A 20317-nucleotide genomic window follows, 5' to 3' on the forward strand; every position below is an offset into this window, starting at 1 on the left:
AAATTAATATTGAAAATTAACTATTTACAAATGTAACTAAAATAGAATGAAATACCAAAATTACAAGTGTAAATAGTATTTCTAGTAGTAAATAATTTAAAGTTTAAAATGACATAATAACTGGTAATGTATTGATAAACAATAAAATGAAGTTGACTTAATGAATAGGTAACAATTGTTAATTAGGGAAAGCCAGTTTACTAGGCTTAATTGCAAAATACTGTTTACATCATTGAAATATTTTAAATAACAGCAGTTTACAAATGTAAATATAAAGATGTTTACTTTTGTAAATCAAATAAAACAGCATGAATTTAGAACAATTATTTAGTCAATATAAAGAAGAATCTATCCGTGGTCGTTACATTACTTTAAATTCGGTTGAGCCGTTATTACAAAAATTAAACACCAATAAGCAACTTAGAATTATTGGAAAATCAGTTCTTGGAAAATCTATTTATTCGTATGAAATCGGAGAAGGTAAAACTAAAATTTTCCTTTGGTCGCAAATGCATGGAAATGAAAGTACGACTACAAAAGCGTTGTTTGACTTTTTAAATGTATTAAATGGAGGTTCGGAATTGGCACAACAATTACTAAATGCATTTACTTTTTATAGTATTCCAATGTTAAATCCTGACGGTGCAACATTATACACAAGAGAAAATGCTAATAAAGTCGATTTAAATCGCGATTCTCAAGATCTTACCCAGCCAGAAAGTAAATTATTGAGAGAGACTTTCGAATCTTTTAAACCGGATTATTGTTTTAATCTTCATGATCAGCGCACTATTTTTGGCGTTAGTGATACCGGAAAACCGGCTACAATGTCGTTTTTAGCGCCTTCTTATAATGAAGAACGGGAAATAAATGAATCCAGATTGAAAGCTATCAATTTGATTGCAGGTATAAATGAGGTGCTTCAGGAGTATTTGCCAAATCAAATAGGCCGTTTTGATGATTCTTTTAATATAAACTGCATTGGAGATACTTTTCAATATTTAGGTGTACCAACTTTATTATTTGAAGCGGGGCATTTTGTAAATGATTATGAAAGAGAAGAAACGCGTAAATATGTTTTTATGGCGCTGATTTCCAGTTTTGAAATACTCAGCGAAAACGTTATAGTTAGCAATGAAATTAACAAATATTTGAATATTCCTCAAAATAAAGTCGTTTTTTATGATTTTATATATAAAAACATCAGGATAAATTATGATGGTATCGAAATAATCACCAATTTTGCAGCACAATACAAAGAAGAGTTAATTGAAAATCAGATTTGTTTTAATGCCTATGTTTCACAAATAGGAGATTTAGAAAATTATTTTGGTCATTTTGAATACGATGCTCAAGGAGCTTTATATAAAGATGATTTTGACAATATTCCTAAATTAAACCAAAAAGCTGATTTTTATTTAGATAATAACATAAAAATTGTTAACGGAATGATAAAAATATAATATTTATGTCTTTTTGTTGTTTTTATGTATATTTTTATACTTTGTTATAGCAATTAATAAAATTAATTTAAGAATTATGAGTAAATTTCGTTTAGATGAAGTAGATCACCAGATTTTAGATATGTTGATAGACAATACAAGAGTTCCATTTACGGATATCGCGAAAAAGTTATTGATTTCTGCAGGAACTGTGCATGTTAGGGTGAAAAAAATGGAGGATGCCGGTATTATAATGGGGTCTTCATTAGTACTTGATTATGATAAATTAGGGTATTCTTTTATCGCTTATGTTGGTGTTTTTCTAAACAATACCTCTCAAACAAAGTTTGTTTTAGAGCGAATTAATGAAATTCCATTTGTGACGGTTGCTTCTGTTACTACAGGGAAATTCAATATCTTTTGTAAAATTAGAGCTAAAGATACGAAGCATGCTAAAGATGTTATCTTTATGATTGATGATATTGATGGTGTTTACAGAACTGAAACTATGATCTCACTTGAGGAAAGCATAAATGATAAGAAGCGCTTGATGCATACTATTTTCAAAAATATGTAATTAATCTTGAATGCGCTATATTATAAATATAACCTCAAGTTAGTTCTTGGGGTTTTTTTATGACAAATTAACTAACTAAACCAACTACAACTGAATTATGTACACGCTACCAAAAATTGAACGTTTCAATCAGGATGTTCTTTCTAAATACCACATTTATAATAGTGTTTTTATTACATTACCTTTCGATTCTATTGATAATACTGGGGTTTTACTTCCTTTATTTACAGATGTTTGTGAAATTGGTTTCAAAAAACAGGAAACTCCTAAGGAGATAGTCGATTTTTTTGCCAAAAGATATTTGCATAGTGCTTCAGAGACAGAAAAAATTGATTTGATGTTTCGTTTCATTCAATATATTGAACGCCAAATCGTTTTATTTGATGCTATTGAAGATGCTGCTTTTCCTGTAGTCAATAATATGGAAGGAAGAGGTTCGTTGAGAGATATCAAGGAAAAGTCAGATGCTAAAGACAAGGAAGATGAATTGATTGATTTTCTGGAAGATTTCAATGTGAGAACGGTTTTAACGGCACATCCTACGCAATTTTATCCAGGCGCTGTTCTTGGAATTATCAATGATTTAACAGAAGCTATCCGAAAAAACGACTTACTTATTATCAAGCAATTGCTGGCTCAATTGGGTAAAACTCCTTTTATTCAAAACGAAAAACCAAACCCTTTTGATGAAGCGGTTAGTTTAATCTGGTATCTTGAGAATGTATTTTATCAAACTTCCGGAGAGATGGTGCATTATCTTCAAAAGAATATTTTTAATGGAAACTCCATAAAAAATCCATTGATTAAACTTGGATTTTGGCCCGGTGGTGATCGTGATGGAAATCCATTTGTAACAACAGAGATTACTTTGAAAGTAGCGGAGCGTTTGCGAACTTCCATTTTGAAATGCTACTACATAGAAATGAGAAATTTAAAAAGAAAGTTAACTTTCTCTGGAGTAGATGCTTTGGTGACTGAATTGGAACAAAAACTTTATAGGTCTGTTTTTTATTCTAAAGGTGATATTTTTATCACTTTAAATGAATTTAAATCACAATTGAATAAAATAAAACAGATCGTAATTGACCAACATCAATCTTTATATTTAGATGAAATAGATGGACTTCTTATAAAAGTGAATCTGTTTGGATTTCATTTTGCGTCTTTAGATATTCGTCAAAACAGTAAAATACACGATGCTGTGTTTAAAGACGTAGTGGGATTGTATTCGAATTCGAATACATTAGTTTTTCCTAAGAATTATTATGAGCTTTCTGAAGCCGAGAAGTTTTCGGTATTGTCTAAAGTCAGAGGAAATCTTGATTCGAATGCATTTGAAAATGAAATGACAAAATCTACGATCGAATCTATTCAAGCGATCAAGGCGATTCAGGAAAATAATGGAGAATTTGGTGCAAACCGTTATATCATAAGTAATAATGAAAGTGCGTTGAATGTGATGGAAACCTTTGCGTTATTCCGTTTGTGTAACTGGGAAAACCCATCTGTTGATATTATTCCGCTTTTCGAATCTGTTGATGATTTGCAGAATGCGCATGAAATCATGGAGAAATTGTATACGAATCCCGCTTATGCGAAACATTTGACGAATAGAAACAACAAGCAAACCATCATGCTTGGTTTTTCTGACGGAACAAAAGATGGAGGGTATTTAATGGCGAATTGGAGTATTTATAAAGCCAAAGAGGAACTTACTGCAATTTCTAGGAAGTATGGCATAAAAGCTATTTTCTTTGATGGTCGTGGCGGTCCGCCGGCTCGTGGTGGTGGAAAAACGCATAAGTTCTATGCTTCGTTGGGGCCAAATATTGAAAATAATGAGATTCAGGTTACGGTTCAGGGACAAACGATTAGTTCAAATTTTGGAACGTTAGATTCATGTCGTTATAATTTGGAAAATTTATTAAGTGCCGGTGTAACCAATCAAGTTTTTAGTAAAGGACAAAATGAATTGACAACTGGCGAAAAAGATATTTTGGATCAATTGGCTGGTTTAGGATATGAAAAGTATTTAAGTTTCAAAAACCATCCTAAATTTATTCCGTATTTAGAACAAATGAGCACTTTAAAATATTATGCCAAAACAAATATTGGAAGCCGCCCATCCAAAAGAAGTAAATCGGAACATTTAGATTTTGCTGATTTGCGAGCGATTCCTTTTGTGGGTTCTTGGAGTCAGTTGAAGCAAAATGTACCCGGATTTTTTGGAGTAGGTACTGCTTTAAAGTATTTTGAAGATACGGATCAATGGGATAAAGTTCAAGATTTATATGATAATTCTATGTTCTTTAAAACCTTGTTAGAAAACAGTATGATGTCATTGGCAAAATCATTTTTCCCATTAACGGCTTACATGAAAAAAGATCCTCAATTTGGTGCTTTTTGGCAAATAATTTATGATGAATTTTTAGAAACAAAAAGATTACTTTTGAAAATTGCAGGTCATAAAGAGCTTATGGAAAATTATCCTGACGGTAAAGCATCCATACAAATAAGAGAGCGTATTGTACTGCCATTGTTAACAATACAACAATATGCATTACTTCGTATAAATGAATTAAACAAAGAGGATAAGCCAGATGAAGCTTTAATAAAAGTGTACGAAAAAATTGTTACCCGTTCTCTTTTTGGAAACACAAATGCCAGTAGAAATTCGGCCTAAAGAAGAATTTATATTTAAGAATAAGACTATCCGTGACTAGTGCCAAAGCGATAAAGTTAGCCACGGATTTCACAGATTTTCACAGATTTCTTTAATAACAGATATAAAATCTGTGAAAATCTGTGAAATCCGTGGCCAAAAAAAAGACTTGGTAGGTATTAAGGACAGTCATATTTTAGAATTCAGTTTTAAGATTGTTTAAGATTGTTCTATAGGAAGTTTTAAAAATAAAAGTATTCAAATTAAAGATAAATTTATGGAATCAAATCAATTGCCAACTAATGAATATGCGAGTTTTTATTCTCCTTATATTAATGCGCTCGGAAATGTAGTGTTACTGGAAGAATTAGAAACTTGCCTGCATGACTTTATTAAATTTGTACAAAATATCCCAATGGATAAATTTGATTACAGATATGCCGAAGGAAAATGGACAATCAAAGATATTATTCAACATCTGATTGATGCCGAACGCATTTTTGCCTATCGTGCGTTACGAATTTCCAGAAATGACAAAACCCCTTTACCGGGTTTTGAAGAGAATGATTATGTTGATAATGCGAATGCTAACGATAGAAGCATTCAAGATTTATTGACTGAATTTTCCGCTGTAAGACAATCTACTTTGTTGCTTTTTAAAAGTTTTTCAGAAGAACAATTGAAAAGAATGGGAATTGCTTCGAACGCTGCTGTTTCAGTTCGCGCCATTGGTTTTATTATCATTGGACATCAAAAACACCATCAAAAGGTTTTTCAAGAAAGGTATTTATAGGGTATTTGAAACCGCTGGACCAGATTTTCAGCTTGTTTTCAAATGACATTGTATTAGCTGGACTAGTGGAAGGCATCACATAATACGCGATGCCTTCTATTTGTCCGAATTTTTTCAGAAAGTATTTATGGCTTTCTTTTCCGTTAAAAATAATTGTAGTGATTCCGTTAAATTCTTTGAATAACGTTTCAAAATCATTTTCTTTTTGATGTTTGATATGAATATCCAAACTTCCTTTTCTTTCGCAATTTTCTAAAACATCCCAAAGTCCAATGTTATTCGCTTGGAGTAATTGTATCTTTTCTTCGAAAACTTCGGATATTGGTAAATGATCCAACAGTGTGTACATTATCTTCCAAAAATGATTTCTTTTATGCGCATAATATTCCTGCTTTTCCAGTGAAGCGATGCCAGGCATTGTTCCCAAAATTAAAATTTCGGTTTGATAATTCACAAAAGGTGGAAAGGATTGTATCATATTGGGATTTAAAGTGTTGCTTTTTCTTTTTCCAGAATGGCCAGTGCTAACCGAATTTTTCCATAATCTATTTTTTCTTCAAAATAATCAAAATAGGGTTTTAAGGTATTTGGGAATTTCAGTTTTATTTGCGCTTCAGCAATTTGTAAAACGTCTTCTTTAGAAATAAACGGATTCAAATCTATGTCAGCTCCGTCAACATATAGTTTAGCTAAATGGGACATGATGGTACTTAATCCTAATTTTCTTTTTTGAGCGATTTCTTCGACCGACAATCCATTTTTATATAATTCTAATGTTTCTTTATAGGTAGTGGTTTCTTTTTTCTTTTTAGCGCCTTTTGCTTTCTGGAAATCTTGAATAACTTTTATGAAAGCATCTCCATATTTTTCTAATTTCGCTTTTCCAACACCATCAATTGTCAGTAATTCCTGATCACTCATTGGTCTTTCGGTTTCCATTTGGCGCAAAGCCGCATCACTAAAAATTACATAAGCAGGAACGTTTTCTTCTTTGGAAATTTCGTAGCGTAGTTTTCTAAGTGTTTCAAAAAGTGAATTAGCAACCGCTTTACTTTTTACTTCCTTGATTTCAGATTTATCAACATTGATTTTCTGAACGGTGGTCAATTGTACTTTTTCACCTTCAAACAATACTTTTTTCGCAAAGGCTGTTAATCTGATTTTGTTTTGTTGATGAAAAGCAATTTCACAATAGCCTAAATTTATTAATTGTATTAAATATTGATTCCAATCAAACCACGAAAGATCAGTACCAACACCATATGTTTTTAGGTTTTGGTATTCTTTCTCATAAATATAAGCATTTTTTGAACCGCGCAAAAAGTCAATAATTACGGGCAAAGGTTCCGTTTCCTGTAACCGAATGATTGCCGATAATGCTTTTTGTGCAAGTACAGTTCCATCGAAAAATAAAGGTGGATTTTTGCAAATATCACAATTCCCACAGTTCTCTGTAACGAGTTCACCAAAATAGGAAAGCAGTATTTTTCTGCGACAACTTAAAGCATCAGCATATTGTTTCATTCGCTCCAGTTTGGCCAGTTGCACTTCGGCATTCAAACCTTGAGAAGCAAATTTTTGCAATTGAATCATGTCGCCGTAACTTTCGAATAGTACTGTTTCTGATGGCAAGCCATCTCGTCCGGCGCGACCAATTTCCTGATAATACCCTTCGATGTTTTTAGGTAAATTATAATGAATTACCCAACGAACGTTTGATTTATCAATACCCATCCCAAAAGCAATGGTTGCACAAACCACCTGGCAGTCATCATTGATAAATTCGTCTTGTGTTTTGGAACGAATTTTATTGTCTAAACCGGCATGATACGCTTTGGCGTTAATGCCAATTTTTTGTAGTTTTTCAGCAAGTTCTTCCGTCGTTTTTCTGCTTAGGCAGTACACAATTCCAGATTCATTTGGCTTTTCTTGGATGAAATCTATTATTTGTTTGACTCTGTCTAAAGCGGGGCGTACTTCTAAACTCAAATTTTTTCTGTCAAAAGAAGCGACGAAAATTCTAGGATTTATTAGATTTAATTGCTGGCTAATATCTTTACGTGTAGCTTTATCGGCTGTAGCAGTTAAAGCTAAGATTGGAGTAGAAGGGAAGCGGTTTTTCAGATATCCTAAATTAGTATACGCTGGTCTGAAATCATGTCCCCAAGCCGAAATACAATGAGCCTCGTCTATAGCAATCAGACTTATGGTCAAACTATTGAAAAGGTTGTCCAGAAAAGACAAACTTTCCGGAGCGATGTAAACTAACTTAATTACGTTAGATTTTAAACGTTCGATATAAAATTGTCGTTCGTCTTCGGTTTGACTGCTATTTATAAAACAGGCTTCGATTCCATTGGCTTTTAAACTGTCTACCTGATCTTTCATCAAAGCGATAAGTGGTGAAATTACGATTGTAATTCCTGGGAAAATTAGCGCGGGTAACTGAAAACAAATTGATTTTCCACCACCCGTTGGCATAATCGCCAGTGTGTCCTGACCGGAAAGAATACAATTTATAATGTCTTCTTGGTTGGGTCTGAATTTTTCAAAACCAAAGTTTTCCTTTAGTTTGGCGTGTAAAATTTGATTTGTCATTTTGGCGTATATTTTGAATCCTAAAGTAATAAAAAAAGGAACTCGTTTGGGTGAGTTCCTTTTTCTAATTTATTTAAAAATGGGATTACTTAATCCTCATCATCTTCGTCATCATCTTCATCCGAAAAGTCTTTTTCGTCTGAATCCTCATCATCTTCATCATCTCCTGAGTCTGAATCCGGTTTATCGATAGCGTCATCATCGTCGTCGTCGTCAATATCGTCGTCTAAATCAAGACCTTTAATTGGTTCAACAACATCGTCAATGATTATTTCGTCATCTTCATCATAATTTTCAATTCTATCAGCAAGTTTAGTGCTCACTTTTACTAAATAAATAGTGTCTTCAGTTCGTACTTCAACTGCTTCAACCAATTCATTTTTAGCGTTTCTAAAACTAATAATGTTTGAATCATCATAACCATCTGGAAATTTATCCACCAATAGGTTTAAAATTTCATTGGTAAGTTTTGCGTAATCAACAATTACTCTTTTCATAAAAATATTCTATAAATCTAATAAATAAGCGAAAATTAAAGGTGCTACAATGGTAGCATCGGACTCAATAATAAACTTAGGCGTTTTAATGTCTAATTTACCCCAAGTAATTTTTTCATTTGGCACCGCTCCAGAATACGAACCATAACTGGTTGTTGAATCTGAAATCTGACAGAAATAACTCCAAAACGGAATGTCATGCATTTCCATATCTTGGTATAACATTGGCACCACACATATTGGAAAATCTCCAGCAATACCACCACCAATTTGAAAGAAACCTACACCGTTTGTACTGTTTTTTGGATACCAATCTGACAAGAAAACCATATACTCGATACCGGATTTCATTGTAGAAGCTTTTAAATCTCCTTTGATTACATACGATGCAAATATATTTCCCATGGTACTGTCTTCCCATCCCGGTACAATAATAGGTAAATTTTTCTCAGCAGCTGCATACATCCAACTGTCTTTTAAGTCAATTTCATAATATTCTTCAAGAACACCTGAAAGTAACATTTTATACATAAATTCATGCGGAAAATATCTTTCGCCTTTATCATCAGCATCTTTCCAGATTTTGTAAATATGCTTTTGCAAACGACGGAATGCTTCGTGCTCCGGAATACAAGTGTCAGTAACACGATTTAAACCTCTTTCCAGTAAATCCCATTCGTCTTGAGGAGTCAAATCACGGTAATTAGGTACTCTTTCATAATGAGAATGAGCCACTAAATTCATGATGTCTTCTTCAAGATTTGCACCAGTACAAGAAATAATATGTACTTTGTCCTGACGAATTATTTCGGAAAAAATCTTTCCAATCTCTGCTGTACTCATAGCTCCAGCCATGCTCACCATCATTTTTGCACCATTGGCTAATTGTTGTTCGTAAGCCTTAGCTGCGTCAACTAAAGATGCAGAATTAAAATGCAAATAATGCTTTTCAATAAACTGACTGATTGGTCCTTTGCTCATTTTTTAAAATTTAAATACTTAAAAATCATTGCATTAGAAATGTAATCTCAAATTTAACGAATTTTTAAATTGACTAATTGAATTATTGTGAATTTATTTTTTCTTATCGTAACCTAATATTTTTAAGACATCTTCAGAGGTTTGTTGTTCCGAAAATACTTCCGTTGCCAAAAATCCGTTCTCATCTCTATCTATAAGTATGTGTTTCGGCTGTGGAATAAGGCAGTGATGCAAGCCACCGTAACCACCTATAGTTTCCTGATAGGCTCCGGTATTAAAGAATCCTATATATAATGGTTTTTCTTTATTGTATTTTGGCAAGTAGATGGCATTCATGTTCTGCTCTGAATTGTAATAATCATCGCTGTCACAAGTCATTCCCCCTAATAAAACCCGCTCGTATGTATCATTCCAGCGATTGACTGCCAGCATGATAAAACGTTTGTTGATAGCCCAAGTATCCGGTAAAGTAGTGATAAAAGAGGAATCAATCATGTTCCATTTCTCTCTGTCATTTTGTTGTTTTTGATACAATATCTGATAGATAGCTCCGCCACTTTCGCCTACAGTATACGAACCAAATTCAGTAAAAATATTTGGAACATCAACTTCAGCTTCATCACAGGCTATTTTTATCTGATTGATGATTTCATCAATCATATATTGATAGTCGTACTCAAATGCTAATGAGTTTTTTATTGGAAAACCACCACCAATATTTAATCCGTCAAGAGTAGGACATTCTTTTTTCAATGCCACGTAAACCTTGATACATTTTACTAATTCATTCCAGTAATAGGCATTGTCATTGATTCCTGTGTTGATAAAAAAGTGCAACATTTTCAGTTCCAATTTCTTATTTTCTTTGATTTCTTTTTTGTAAAACGGAACAATATTTTTGTATCCAATTCCCAATCTTGAAGTATAAAACTCAAATTTAGGTTCTTCTTCCGCAGCAATTCTAATTCCAATCTTGAATTTATTCTTTATCTGACCCTGAAGTAAATCAAGTTCTTCATAATTGTCAATAATTGGAATCGTATTTTTATGACCCGTATTAATAAGTCGTGCTATGTTGTCAATATATTGGTCTCTTTTGAAACCATTACAAATTACATACGTGCTTTTATTGATTTTACCGTTTGCCAATAAGTTCTCAACAATATTAATGTCAAAAGCAGATGACGTTTCAATATGGATGTTATTCTTAAAAGCCTCATTCATTATATATTCAAAATGAGAACTTTTAGTACAATAGCAATAGTAATATTTTGCCTCATACTTATTTTTTTCCATTGATTTACGAAACCAGCTTTTGGCTTTGTTGATGTTGTTGGAAATTTGAGGTAAATAAGTGAATTTTAAAGGCGTACCATATTTCTCTACTAGTTTCATCAAATCAATATTGTGAAACTGAAGATTATCTTTGTTTAAAGTAAATTCTTCTTGTGGAAAGTAATAGGTTTGATTGATTAAATCAGAATATTTTGTATTCATTATGTTTTAGAATTATAGATTAGAATAGTGTACAATAACTTAATCTAAAATTCAAACTCTGATATTTGCATAAACGATCTGAAGCTTCTCGTTTTCTGCTTTCATGTACTGGAAAATATCAAAACTAAAGTTTCCTTTAATAGAATAAAACCGTTTCAATATTCTTAGAAAAGACATATTGTTTCGGGTTTTATTAGAGCTATAATTTCGCTTGTTTTGACTTTTTTTCATCGATGCAAATGTAAAAAATATTATATACGCAATGCAATCCTTTTTATAAAAAATAATTAAGATTTATAATCTTGAAACGCTTCAAGAATTAATTCATTTTCAACAGATTGATTGATTTTTATTTTCCCGATACCTTCTATTAAAGCAAATTGTATGTTTCCATACTCATTTTTTTTGTCGTGTATCAGTAATTCCAGGATAGGCTCGATGTCATTTTCTTCAAAAATAATGGTGTCATATATAGACTTTATGCTTGATTTTATCTGAAAATACTCTTCTGGACTGATTAATTTTTTATGCAATGAAAGGTAACTTTCTAATATCATCCCAACAGCAATGGCTTCTCCGTGTAACAAAGTGGTTTTATTTTCATTTTCCAGAAAATAACTTTCAATGGCATGACCCAATGTGTGTCCAAAATTCAATGATTTTCGGATATTTTTCTCAGTAGGATCTTGTATTACAATTTCATTTTTTATTTCGACAGAACGGTAAATCAATGCATCAAAATCAGCAAAATCTATGGATTTTAAATCTAAAAATTGCTCCCAATACTCCTTATCATATATTAAACCATGTTTCAACATTTCAGCAAGACCGGAACGCATTTCATTCTGGGGCACCGTTTCAAGATATTGTGTATCGATAAGCACCATTATTGGAACATTTATAACGCCAATTTGGTTTTTTAAATTCCCTAAATCAACCCCATTTTTTCCACCTACAGAAGCATCAACCATCGATAGGAGCGTAGTAGGAATGTGAATAAAATCAACTCCACGTTTGAATGTTGAAGCAACAAATCCGCCTAAATCAGTAACAACGCCACCGCCCAGATTAATTACAAGACTTTTTCTGTCAGCACCAAGTTCCGTTAATACATTCCAAATTTGGACGCAAGTCTCAATATTTTTATTTTCTTCACCGGCATCAAATTCAATGATTTCAATTGTAAGATCGGTTTCTAAAAAAGGGAGGAATTTTGGTATGCAAAATTCATTAGTATTACTGTCTACAATAATAAAAAGTTTTGAATACTTATTTTCTGTCAAATGAAGGTTTAACGCTTCATATCCTTTTTCGTTGAAATGAATCGGATAACTGTTGGCTTGAATTGATTGCATCTGTATTGATTAATTGGAACCGCAAAATAAGGCAATTTTTGCTAAATAATATTCAAAACTCTGTCTATATTTGTACAAAAATTTAACAAATAATGGAAAAAATATTCAATAATACTCAAGTTGCCTTTTCATTAAAAAGTGATACTGAACTTGATAGAGCTTATTTTCTTTTCAAAATGATTGATAATCAACCTCTAGTTCGAATCGGAACTGCGGTTACTAATTTTGCCCTTAAAGCGAATCTTCCAGTTGAAGGTTTGATTCGAGCTACTGTTTTTGACCATTTTTGTGGTGGAGTAAATGAAGTGGACTGTCTTTCTGTGGTTGATAAAATGTATACCAAAGGGGTTTCATCTGTTTTGGATTATTCTGTAGAAGGAAAAGAAGAAGAAGAACAGTTTGACGCTGCGCTTGAAATGACTTTAAAAACCATTGAATTTGCCAAAGAACGTCAAGCGATTCCTTTTGCGGTTTTTAAACCAACCGGTTTTGGTCGTTTTGAATTGTATGAGAAATTGGGCGAAAAACAAACGTTAACTTCTGAAGAACAAGCAGAATGGAATAGAGTAGTGGCCCGTTTTGATTTGGTTTGTAAAGATGCTCATTCTAAAAATGTTGCCCTTTTGATTGATGGTGAAGAAAGTTGGATGCAAGATGCAGCGGATGATTTAGTTACCGAAATGATGCGTAAATACAATAAAGAGAAAGCCATTGTTTTCAATACGTTGCAAATGTATCGTTGGGATCGTTTGGATTATCTGAAAAAATTACACGAACAAGCCAAAAAAGATGGATTCTTCATTGGAATGAAATTGGTTCGTGGTGCATACATGGAAAAAGAAATTGCACGTGCGGAAGAAAGAGGATATCCATCACCAATATGCGCTTCAAAAGAAGCAACGGATGAAAATTATGATGCTGCAGTTCGCTATATGATTGAGCATTTAGATACGATGTCTATTTTTGCAGGAACCCACAATGAGTTAAGCACGTATACTTTAATGGAATTGATGCAGGAAAAAGGAATTAAAACGAACGATGATAGAATTTGGTTTGGTCAATTGTATGGAATGAGTGATAATATCAGCTATAATCTGGCAGCTCATGGATACAATGTTTCTAAATATTTGCCGTTTGGCCCAGTAAAAGATGTGATGCCGTACTTAATTCGTCGTGCGGAAGAAAACACTTCTGTTGCGGGACAAACCAGTCGTGAATTATCGATGATTAAAGCAGAACGTAACCGAAGAAAAGGGAAATAGAAATCAGTGTTCAATTTCTAGTATTCAGTTACATTTAAATCCATAAAAAAAACTCCATTCAGCTTACAGAATGGAGTTTTTTTATGCCAAATGAGTAATAAAATTTAAGAGTTGCTAAATTGTAAATTACTTAAATTTTTATAAATACCATTTTCTAAAGCTATTAATTCTTGATGCGTTCCTTGTTCGGTAATTTTTCCTTTATCCAAAACCAAAATTTGATCGGCACTTCGAATTGTCGAAAGGCGGTGCGCGATAATAATGCTGGTTCTTCCTTCCATTAAAATTTCTAACGCCTCTTGAACAAGTTTTTCACTTTCGCTATCTAATGATGATGTGGCTTCATCCAGAATCAAAATACTTGGGTTTTTCAATAAAGCTCTGGCAATGGCAATACGTTGTCGTTGTCCTCCGGAAAGTTTAATTCCTCTTTCTCCCACAATCGTTTCAAATTTTTCAGGGAAACTTTCGACAAAATTATAAGCATTGGCTTGTTTTGCAGCGGTAACAATTTCTTCTTCGGTGGCATTTGGTTTTCCATAAGCAATATTTTCTCTAATGGTTCCTCCAAATAAGATCACATCTTGCGGTACAATACTCATGTTTCCACGAAGGTTTTCTAAATCAAAATCATAAATATTTTTTCCGTCAACCAATATTTCTCCTTCATCAATAGTATAAAAACGTAATAAAAGGGAAGCAATAGTCGATTTCCCGGTTCCACTAGGACCTACAATAGCTATTTTTTGACCGAAATTGGCAGTAAAACTGACATCTTTCAATACTTTGATTTCTTTTCTCGAATGATAACTGAATGCTACATTCTTGAACGTAACATTACCTTTTATCTTTTGGTTTTCAGCAACATTTTGAATTGAATTAATTTTTTCAGGAGTTTCATCCAATAATTCAAAAACACGTTCGGTTGCGCCAATCGCTTTTTGGATTTGGGCATAAAGCTCCGCTATTCCTCCAAAAGAAGCTCCAACGAAAGTGGAATACAACACAAAAGAAATCAATTGTCCCACGCTCATTTCTCCGCTGATGCTCAATCGAACACCAAACCAAACTACGGCAACGATGGCTCCAAAGAGACAGAATATGATGAATGAAGCGAAATAACCTCGGTATTTCCCACCTTTAATGGCTATTTTTACGACTTCCTTTATTTTTCCATTATAACGGGCAATTTCATACCATTCATTGGCGAAAGCCTTAACAATACTGATGCCTTGCATGGTTTCTTCAACAATTACCTGACTTTCGGCTACTTTATCTTGAACATTTTTCGAATATTTCCTGATGAATCGTCCAAAAATAACAGCGGCCACAGCGACAAGCGGAACTACTGATAACATCAACAATGTCAATTTGATACTTTCATTCGCCAACAAAAGAACACCTCCAATGATTAGAATAAATTGTCTTAAGAATTCGGCTATAGTGGAAGTTAAGGTATCTTGTATTTGGGTTATATCAGAACTGATTCGGCTGTTTAACTCCCCAACACGTTTTTGGGAGAAGAAAGACATCGGTAATTTTACCAAATTACTGTAAAGCGATACTCTAAGATTAGCTAAGGTATTTTCAGTGAAATTGACAAATAAATACAATCTAAAAAATGAAAAAATAGATTGAAGAAATAAGATTACAATTAGCCCTCCTGCAATCATATTGGCCTGAGAGTTATCTTTGTTTTTCACGCAATCGATAAGCATTCCCATTAATTTTGGAAAGGCAAGAGCAGTAGCTCCAGTAAATAATAAAAAAATTAAACCTACATAAAATTTCCAACGGTGATTTCCTGCATATTGAAATATTAGAGTTGCTTTTTGGAGTGAACTTGCAGTAATTTTTGATTTTGGTAAATCGTTTTCTTTGAACCTGGCCATTATCTATTGTTTATGTCGCAAATGTAAGACTATAACGAATCAATACAAAAAAATAGTAGCGTTTCATGTTTAATATAAAGTGCTATTATAGAGCGTAAAAGCAAATAGAGTCAATATTTTATTGATTTTTTTTATTGTTTTGCTTGCAGATACGATTTCTAGCTGTATATTTGCACTCGCAATAAGGAAATGAAAATTACTAAATTGCATTAGGGCGATTAGCTCAGCTGGTTCAGAGCACCTCGTTTACACCGAGGGGGTCGGGGGTTCGAACCCCTCATCGCCCACATAACTTCTCAAGAAATTGAGAAGTTTTTTTTTGTCTTTTTTACAAAAACAAATACTATTTCTCTTAAGAATGGATGTCGTAAAATTTAAAATCACGCCTAAAACAATAAAAATAGAAGTACGAAATTCAAATAACTATATTTTTGATTTCAATACTGCTGTAGATATTGACAAAGAAGACAAGGACATATTATTAAAACTGCACAATGCATTAGTATTGTTATTTAAAAAAGAAAATATTCCAGATCCAAAAAACCACATTTCGCCAAATCAAACTAATATACTTGACCAGATTAATGCGATAAGTGATTTAAAAGAGGATGAATCTTAAATAATAATAACCCGTTGGGTATAATTATTAAAAACGTCAATTCGAGTGTTTTTTGTGCAGTTAAACGGAACAAAAAATGTATCGAGAATCGTTTTTACTGAGATTTTTCTTGTTCTCGATACGATTTAAGTTATATTTATTTGTCTTTTTTCTTTAGACACCGTCCTCTCGGCTCTAATGCCGAAATACTTGCTTTCAAAATATTTGTAAACATTGAGCTGAACTCATTGTCCTCAAACTTTTAATTCCATAATAAACAATTCTGTATTTTTTGGGGTTGGATTGTTATTTTTTGATAATATTTTCATCTTCATTTTTAGAAACAGCAGGAAATAATATGCTGATCTCATTTAACAGTTCAAATTCATCAATTGGGAATAACTGCAGGGCAATTCCCAGTATAAGCCCGACATCAATTACCTGATTTTTTATCGTAATGGGAACTTCAGCGCCATCTTGATCCAGAGCCACAATACATAATTTCAGCAGATTTCTAATAACCGAAGCGAGTTCATAATAATCATACACTCTTATTTCTGCGGTATAGATCTCGCTCTTATCTTCAACTGGCTTCAAAGTACTGAGACAGCTGGCGGTCAATCTTTTAATAGTTTCTAAATTTTTAATTTCATTTGTTTCCATAACATTTATATATTTATTTTGGTTCGATCTTCTTCACTTTCAATTTGCTTTAATCTATCGAGTTCTTTTTGTGTCAAAACATCCGCTTGATTCTTAAATTTACAGCATCTTTCTTCCAGTAACGGGTAGTATAAATAATCAACATCATTAGCTTTATTAAAACGTAAGGCACTTGGCTGTTGCTTAAGTAATTTAAACATGGATAGATCCTCCTCAGTTTTACGGGGAAAAAAATCTGTTGTTATAGTGGTGAAATATTCGCAGAGATTAAATAGATGGTCTAATGAAAAGTGATTAGGAGCATAACCCATAAAAACACGAATCAAAGACAAACAAGCTTGTTCCACTATTTGATGAAGACCAGACATTTTTACTTCATCTGAAGAATTAACTTCATCATCATTATAAACCCAGCCCCAAATAGTGGAAATATTATTCTTCCTATTTGCTACATAAAGTGATGTGGCTTTTAGATTTCTTTTTGGAATTCCAGTAATGCTTAGATAGGGGGGCTTCCCTGCATTTTGGTATACTAACTCTGCGTTTTGCATGATGCACCAAAAAAAGTACTGTTGATCGCCACACATTTTTTTAAGACTCTTCACTTGATGTATAAGAAGCGTAGCGGTAATACGTCCATCTGTTTTCGTTCTTATTTTATCACACATGTCATTGGTTACATTTTCTATGTTTTCCTCTACAAAAACTAATAGGTACAAATGTGTATTCTTTTTTTGTATCCCCTTATTTGGATAAATGGTGTGATTTGAACTGTAAGCTGTTTCAAATTTACCAAAACAGTAAATAGCAGATGTCTTGATATGTTCTTTAATAACTGCCTCCATTTCTTTTTGCTGTGAAAATTCAATTGCTTTCATAATTTTAATTTTTTAGTTGATACATGTCCGAAAAATTGTATTTTTGTTTAGGTCATAGCAAGTTCCGAACAGTTCCAGCCGTACCCAACCAATTGAGATTGTATCACACCATTCATCATTGGTATTTTATCAATAAAAATTTCGCAACGATTTAGTACCTTTGAAACATGAACACAGCAACAAAACCAAAACATATCGGCAGAAATATCAGCCGCATCAGAGAGCTCAGAGGGATGAAACAAGAAGCATTGGCTATTGCAATAGGAGTGAGCCAACAATCGGTTTCTAATATTGAAGGGAGTGAAACAGTTGAAGAAGAAAAACTTGTAGAAGTTGCAAAAGCCCTTGGCGTAACTGTAGAAGCAATTAAAAATTTTTCAGAGGAAGCGGCTATAAATTATTTCAACAATTACTATGATAATAAAGGTCACATACTAAATTCGTGTAACCATATCAATTTTAATCCTATCGAAAAATTAGTTGAAGTTTTTGAAGAAAATAAAAAGCTTTATGAACGTTTAGTTCAAGCCGAAAAAGATAAAGTCGAATATTTAGAAAAATTATTAAAAGGGAAATAGTCTTTTATAAAAGATACATGAAAACAAAAAAGAGACTTTCGAGTCTCTTTTTTGTTTAACAGTATTTTTGTTTATTGTGTAATATTAATAAGAAACCAACAAGATGGATAAAAACTATTAAACTTGCGAAAAAGAAAAAGTAAATACCTTTCTCAACGCATTGCAAATCGCCTCAAAACTCGCTGACAAAGCCAAAATAAACATTACAGACGGAACAATAAACAAATTAGGCAAAGCACTAAAAAAACACAATTTCCTTCGCCTGAAAAAGAATGGGATATTTGTTTACGCACTGATAGAAAACACTTGGGAAGAAGTGAACAATAGCAATAAAATGGTAGAAGAAGAAAAAAGAGAAATTCCAATACAAGAACGACCAAAACAAACACCCAAACAAGAAAACTTACCTTTTGAATAATCCTAACAAAAGAGGGAATAAAAAATTTCCACTTTTGTTTTTAAACTCCCAAAGTGATAACTTATAACTCATAATTTATAATTATCAATTTGCTTTTATTTACACCCACTTCACAGGGTAAGCAGGGTAGCCAAAAAACATCACAAACAATTGCATTTTTTTCTATTTTTAAACAATCGAGTAATATCACATCAAAACAACGCAAATCAGTAAAGTAAGCGGATTGTTTTGCACCCAAACAGCCATATAAATCCGTTTTTTATGCCGAAAAAAATAAAATTTATTTTATTCCAAATTAGGGTACCAATCTTACCCTAAATCCATTTTCATCCTTTTACATTCCGTTGCTTTTTAGTATGTTTGTAGATTGGTGGTAATATAACATATCACTGGATTGTAATAGATTTTTTATAAGAATTGGTTGCTTTTCAGTAAAAGCACGCTGTAACGAAACCAAAAGAAGTCAAATAGTTTTTTTAGCACAAAAACACAAGGAACAATAGTATGGCAGAAGAAACAAATGAGGTAACGATTATTGAAACCGATTTACTCAATGAGTTATCACAATTGGTGGAGCAAAGCCAGCAACAAGTTATTGTTCAAAACAACAGTGTTTTAACGTTGCTTTTTTGGCAAATTGGTTTTCGCATCAATGAAACAGTACTCCAAAACAAACGTGCTGAATACGGAAAACAAATTGTGCCGACACTGTCGGCACAATTGGAAAACAAATACGGAAGAAACTTTACTGAAAAAAATGTGAGACGAATGCTTCGTTTTGCAGAACAATTTATAGACAAGCAAATTGTCGTAACACTGTCACGACAATTGAGTTGGTCACACTTCATAGAATTATTACCCATAAAAAACCCGGAAGCCAAATTGTTCTATGCACACCAGGTGAGTAATCAGTTAATGAGCGTTAGGGATTTGCGAAAACAAATTGCAACCAAAACTTTTGAACGTGCCGCAATAGCAAACGTTCAAACAAATCCATCGGAACATAAGCTACAATACACCTTCAAAGACCCTTATTTATTAGATTTCCTTAATCTAGGAAATGCCTATTTAGAAAAAGATTTGGAACAGGCAATATTATACGAATTAGAAAAATTCATTCTCGAACTCGGCAAAGGCTTTACGTTTGTGGAACGCCAAAAACGGATGATTATAGATGGCGAAGATTTCAATTTAGATTTGCTTTTTTACCATCGAAAACTGAAAAGATTAGTGGCCATAGAACTAAAATTGGGTAAATTCCAAGCCAAACATAAAGGCCAAATGGAATTATACCTCAAATGGCTGGACAAATACGAAAAGCAAGAAGGCGAAAACACTCCAATAGGCTTAATCCTTTGTGCCGAAAGCAGCAGGGAACAAATAGAGTTACTCGAAATGCACAAAGACGGAATAATGGTGGCCGAATATTGGACAGATTTACCACCAAAAAAGCAGTTTGAAGAAAAAATACACTTGCTTTTAACCGAAGCTAGAGAAAGAATAGAGAGAAAAAAACTGTTAAAGTAAATTAATTCTGGTTGAAGGAAACTATTCGACTAATTTAACTAGTTGGTACAAAAGGTTCAATTAAATAATCACACTAGAAATAGAATATAGTTTAAAAAT

At 32.8% G+C, this 20317-nt stretch carries 18 protein-coding genes and 1 tRNA gene; 10 read left to right on the forward strand and 9 right to left on the reverse strand.

From position 1 onward, the window contains the following. Positions 1 to 308 precede the first annotated feature (308 nt). The 4 genes from E0I26_RS11185 (at position 309) to E0I26_RS11200 (ending at position 5474) form a co-directional block, all read left to right on the forward strand. Positions 309 to 1463 (forward strand): M14 family metallopeptidase, encoded by a 1155-nt coding sequence (locus tag E0I26_RS11185; protein WP_131916566.1) that lies wholly within the window; start codon positions 309 to 311, stop codon positions 1461 to 1463. A 76-nt stretch (positions 1464 to 1539) separates the two neighbouring features. Beyond that, entirely contained in the window at positions 1540 to 2019 is a 480-nt protein-coding gene (locus tag E0I26_RS11190; protein WP_072943262.1) for an Lrp/AsnC family transcriptional regulator, read from the forward strand. 97 nt (positions 2020 to 2116) lie between these two features. Further along, positions 2117 to 4702 (forward strand): phosphoenolpyruvate carboxylase, encoded by a 2586-nt coding sequence (locus E0I26_RS11195; RefSeq protein ID WP_131916567.1) that lies wholly within the window; start codon positions 2117 to 2119, stop codon positions 4700 to 4702. Between the two features lie 256 nt (positions 4703 to 4958). After that, positions 4959 to 5474, forward strand: a complete 516-nt coding sequence (locus E0I26_RS11200) for a DinB family protein (RefSeq protein ID WP_131916568.1) — start codon at positions 4959 to 4961, stop codon at positions 5472 to 5474. On the opposite strand, the gene E0I26_RS11205 is transcribed toward E0I26_RS11200, so the two are convergent. The 6 genes from E0I26_RS11205 to aroB all read right to left on the reverse strand — a co-directional run bounded on the left by E0I26_RS11205 (position 5422) and on the right by aroB (position 12402). Continuing rightward, complete coding sequence (locus E0I26_RS11205) at positions 5422 to 5952, reverse strand: DNA-deoxyinosine glycosylase (protein ID WP_131916569.1); 531 nt, start codon at positions 5950 to 5952, stop codon at positions 5422 to 5424. The genes E0I26_RS11200 and E0I26_RS11205 overlap by 53 nt on opposite strands. Before the next feature lie 8 nt (positions 5953 to 5960). Beyond that, positions 5961 to 8072, reverse strand: a complete 2112-nt coding sequence (gene recQ / locus E0I26_RS11210) for a DNA helicase RecQ (protein WP_131916570.1) — start codon at positions 8070 to 8072, stop codon at positions 5961 to 5963. A gap of 89 nt (positions 8073 to 8161) precedes the next feature. Further along, positions 8162 to 8569 (reverse strand): DNA primase, encoded by a 408-nt coding sequence (locus E0I26_RS11215; RefSeq protein WP_131916571.1) that lies wholly within the window; start codon positions 8567 to 8569, stop codon positions 8162 to 8164. A gap of 9 nt (positions 8570 to 8578) precedes the next feature. Next, complete coding sequence (locus tag E0I26_RS11220) at positions 8579 to 9550, reverse strand: deoxyhypusine synthase family protein (RefSeq protein WP_073208830.1); 972 nt, start codon at positions 9548 to 9550, stop codon at positions 8579 to 8581. A 93-nt stretch (positions 9551 to 9643) separates the two neighbouring features. Then, positions 9644 to 11047, reverse strand: coding sequence for a type III PLP-dependent enzyme domain-containing protein (locus tag E0I26_RS11225; protein ID WP_131916572.1), 1404 nt, complete (start codon positions 11045 to 11047; stop codon positions 9644 to 9646). Between the two features lie 287 nt (positions 11048 to 11334). After that, positions 11335 to 12402 carry a 3-dehydroquinate synthase gene (aroB, locus tag E0I26_RS11230; RefSeq protein ID WP_131916573.1) on the reverse strand — a complete coding sequence of 356 codons (1068 nt, stop codon included), beginning with the start codon at positions 12400 to 12402 and terminating at the stop codon, positions 11335 to 11337. A 92-nt stretch (positions 12403 to 12494) separates the two neighbouring features. Here aroB and E0I26_RS11235 point away from each other — a divergent pair, with 92 nt between their 5' ends. Beyond that, positions 12495 to 13664, forward strand: a complete 1170-nt coding sequence (locus E0I26_RS11235; RefSeq protein ID WP_131916574.1) for a proline dehydrogenase family protein — start codon at positions 12495 to 12497, stop codon at positions 13662 to 13664. 104 nt (positions 13665 to 13768) lie between these two features. Here E0I26_RS11235 and E0I26_RS11240 read toward each other — a convergent pair whose 3' ends face one another. After that, entirely contained in the window at positions 13769 to 15556 is a 1788-nt protein-coding gene (locus E0I26_RS11240) for an ABC transporter ATP-binding protein (protein ID WP_131916575.1), read from the reverse strand. A gap of 212 nt (positions 15557 to 15768) precedes the next feature. Between E0I26_RS11240 and E0I26_RS11245 the strand changes: the two genes are divergently transcribed. Then, a tRNA-Val gene (locus E0I26_RS11245) sits at positions 15769 to 15843 on the forward strand. A 71-nt stretch (positions 15844 to 15914) separates the two neighbouring features. After that, on the forward strand, positions 15915 to 16175 hold the full coding sequence (locus E0I26_RS11250; RefSeq protein ID WP_131916576.1) for a hypothetical protein: 261 nt from the start codon (positions 15915 to 15917) through the stop codon (positions 16173 to 16175). A 285-nt stretch (positions 16176 to 16460) separates the two neighbouring features. Here the strand turns inward: E0I26_RS11250 and E0I26_RS11255 are convergent, their stop codons facing one another. Together E0I26_RS11255 and E0I26_RS11260 are read right to left on the reverse strand one after the other, a co-directional pair. Continuing rightward, a complete protein-coding gene (locus E0I26_RS11255) occupies positions 16461 to 16817 on the reverse strand; it encodes a hypothetical protein (RefSeq protein ID WP_131916577.1) in 357 nt (118 codons plus the stop codon). A gap of 5 nt (positions 16818 to 16822) precedes the next feature. Then, positions 16823 to 17695 (reverse strand): hypothetical protein, encoded by an 873-nt coding sequence (locus tag E0I26_RS11260; RefSeq protein WP_131916578.1) that lies wholly within the window; start codon positions 17693 to 17695, stop codon positions 16823 to 16825. A 167-nt stretch (positions 17696 to 17862) separates the two neighbouring features. On the opposite strand from E0I26_RS11260, the gene E0I26_RS11265 reads away from it, so the two are divergent. The 3 genes from E0I26_RS11265 (at position 17863) to E0I26_RS11275 (ending at position 20218) form a co-directional block, all read left to right on the forward strand. Then, entirely contained in the window at positions 17863 to 18273 is a 411-nt protein-coding gene (locus tag E0I26_RS11265) for a helix-turn-helix domain-containing protein (protein ID WP_131916579.1), read from the forward strand. A 160-nt stretch (positions 18274 to 18433) separates the two neighbouring features. Continuing rightward, a complete protein-coding gene (locus E0I26_RS11270; RefSeq protein ID WP_205728797.1) occupies positions 18434 to 18691 on the forward strand; it encodes a hypothetical protein in 258 nt (85 codons plus the stop codon). Between the two features lie 504 nt (positions 18692 to 19195). Beyond that, positions 19196 to 20218, forward strand: coding sequence for a PDDEXK nuclease domain-containing protein (locus E0I26_RS11275; RefSeq protein WP_131916580.1), 1023 nt, complete (start codon positions 19196 to 19198; stop codon positions 20216 to 20218). The last annotated feature ends 99 nt before the right edge of the window (positions 20219 to 20317 follow it).

It is taken from the genome of Flavobacterium rhamnosiphilum (assembly GCF_004349195.1).
In the GTDB taxonomy this organism is placed as follows: domain Bacteria; phylum Bacteroidota; class Bacteroidia; order Flavobacteriales; family Flavobacteriaceae; genus Flavobacterium; species Flavobacterium rhamnosiphilum.

Coding starts and splice junctions, on each gene's coding strand:
- E0I26_RS11185 (WP_131916566.1), top strand. CDS start 309: ATGAATTTAGAACAATTATTTAGTCAATATAAAGAAGAATCTATCCGT.
- E0I26_RS11190 (WP_072943262.1), top strand. CDS start 1,540: ATGAGTAAATTTCGTTTAGATGAAGTAGATCACCAGATTTTAGATATG.
- E0I26_RS11195 (WP_131916567.1), top strand. CDS start 2,117: ATGTACACGCTACCAAAAATTGAACGTTTCAATCAGGATGTTCTTTCT.
- E0I26_RS11200 (WP_131916568.1), top strand. CDS start 4,959: ATGGAATCAAATCAATTGCCAACTAATGAATATGCGAGTTTTTATTCT.
- E0I26_RS11205 (WP_131916569.1), bottom strand. CDS start 5,952: ATGATACAATCCTTTCCACCTTTTGTGAATTATCAAACCGAAATTTTA.
- recQ (WP_131916570.1), bottom strand. CDS start 8,072: ATGACAAATCAAATTTTACACGCCAAACTAAAGGAAAACTTTGGTTTT.
- E0I26_RS11215 (WP_131916571.1), bottom strand. CDS start 8,569: ATGAAAAGAGTAATTGTTGATTACGCAAAACTTACCAATGAAATTTTA.
- E0I26_RS11220 (WP_073208830.1), bottom strand. CDS start 9,550: ATGAGCAAAGGACCAATCAGTCAGTTTATTGAAAAGCATTATTTGCAT.
- E0I26_RS11225 (WP_131916572.1), bottom strand. CDS start 11,047: ATGAATACAAAATATTCTGATTTAATCAATCAAACCTATTACTTTCCA.
- aroB (WP_131916573.1), bottom strand. CDS start 12,402: ATGCAATCAATTCAAGCCAACAGTTATCCGATTCATTTCAACGAAAAA.
- E0I26_RS11235 (WP_131916574.1), top strand. CDS start 12,495: ATGGAAAAAATATTCAATAATACTCAAGTTGCCTTTTCATTAAAAAGT.
- E0I26_RS11240 (WP_131916575.1), bottom strand. CDS start 15,556: ATGGCCAGGTTCAAAGAAAACGATTTACCAAAATCAAAAATTACTGCA.
- E0I26_RS11250 (WP_131916576.1), top strand. CDS start 15,915: ATGGATGTCGTAAAATTTAAAATCACGCCTAAAACAATAAAAATAGAA.
- E0I26_RS11255 (WP_131916577.1), bottom strand. CDS start 16,817: ATGGAAACAAATGAAATTAAAAATTTAGAAACTATTAAAAGATTGACC.
- E0I26_RS11260 (WP_131916578.1), bottom strand. CDS start 17,695: ATGAAAGCAATTGAATTTTCACAGCAAAAAGAAATGGAGGCAGTTATT.
- E0I26_RS11265 (WP_131916579.1), top strand. CDS start 17,863: ATGAACACAGCAACAAAACCAAAACATATCGGCAGAAATATCAGCCGC.
- E0I26_RS11275 (WP_131916580.1), top strand. CDS start 19,196: ATGGCAGAAGAAACAAATGAGGTAACGATTATTGAAACCGATTTACTC.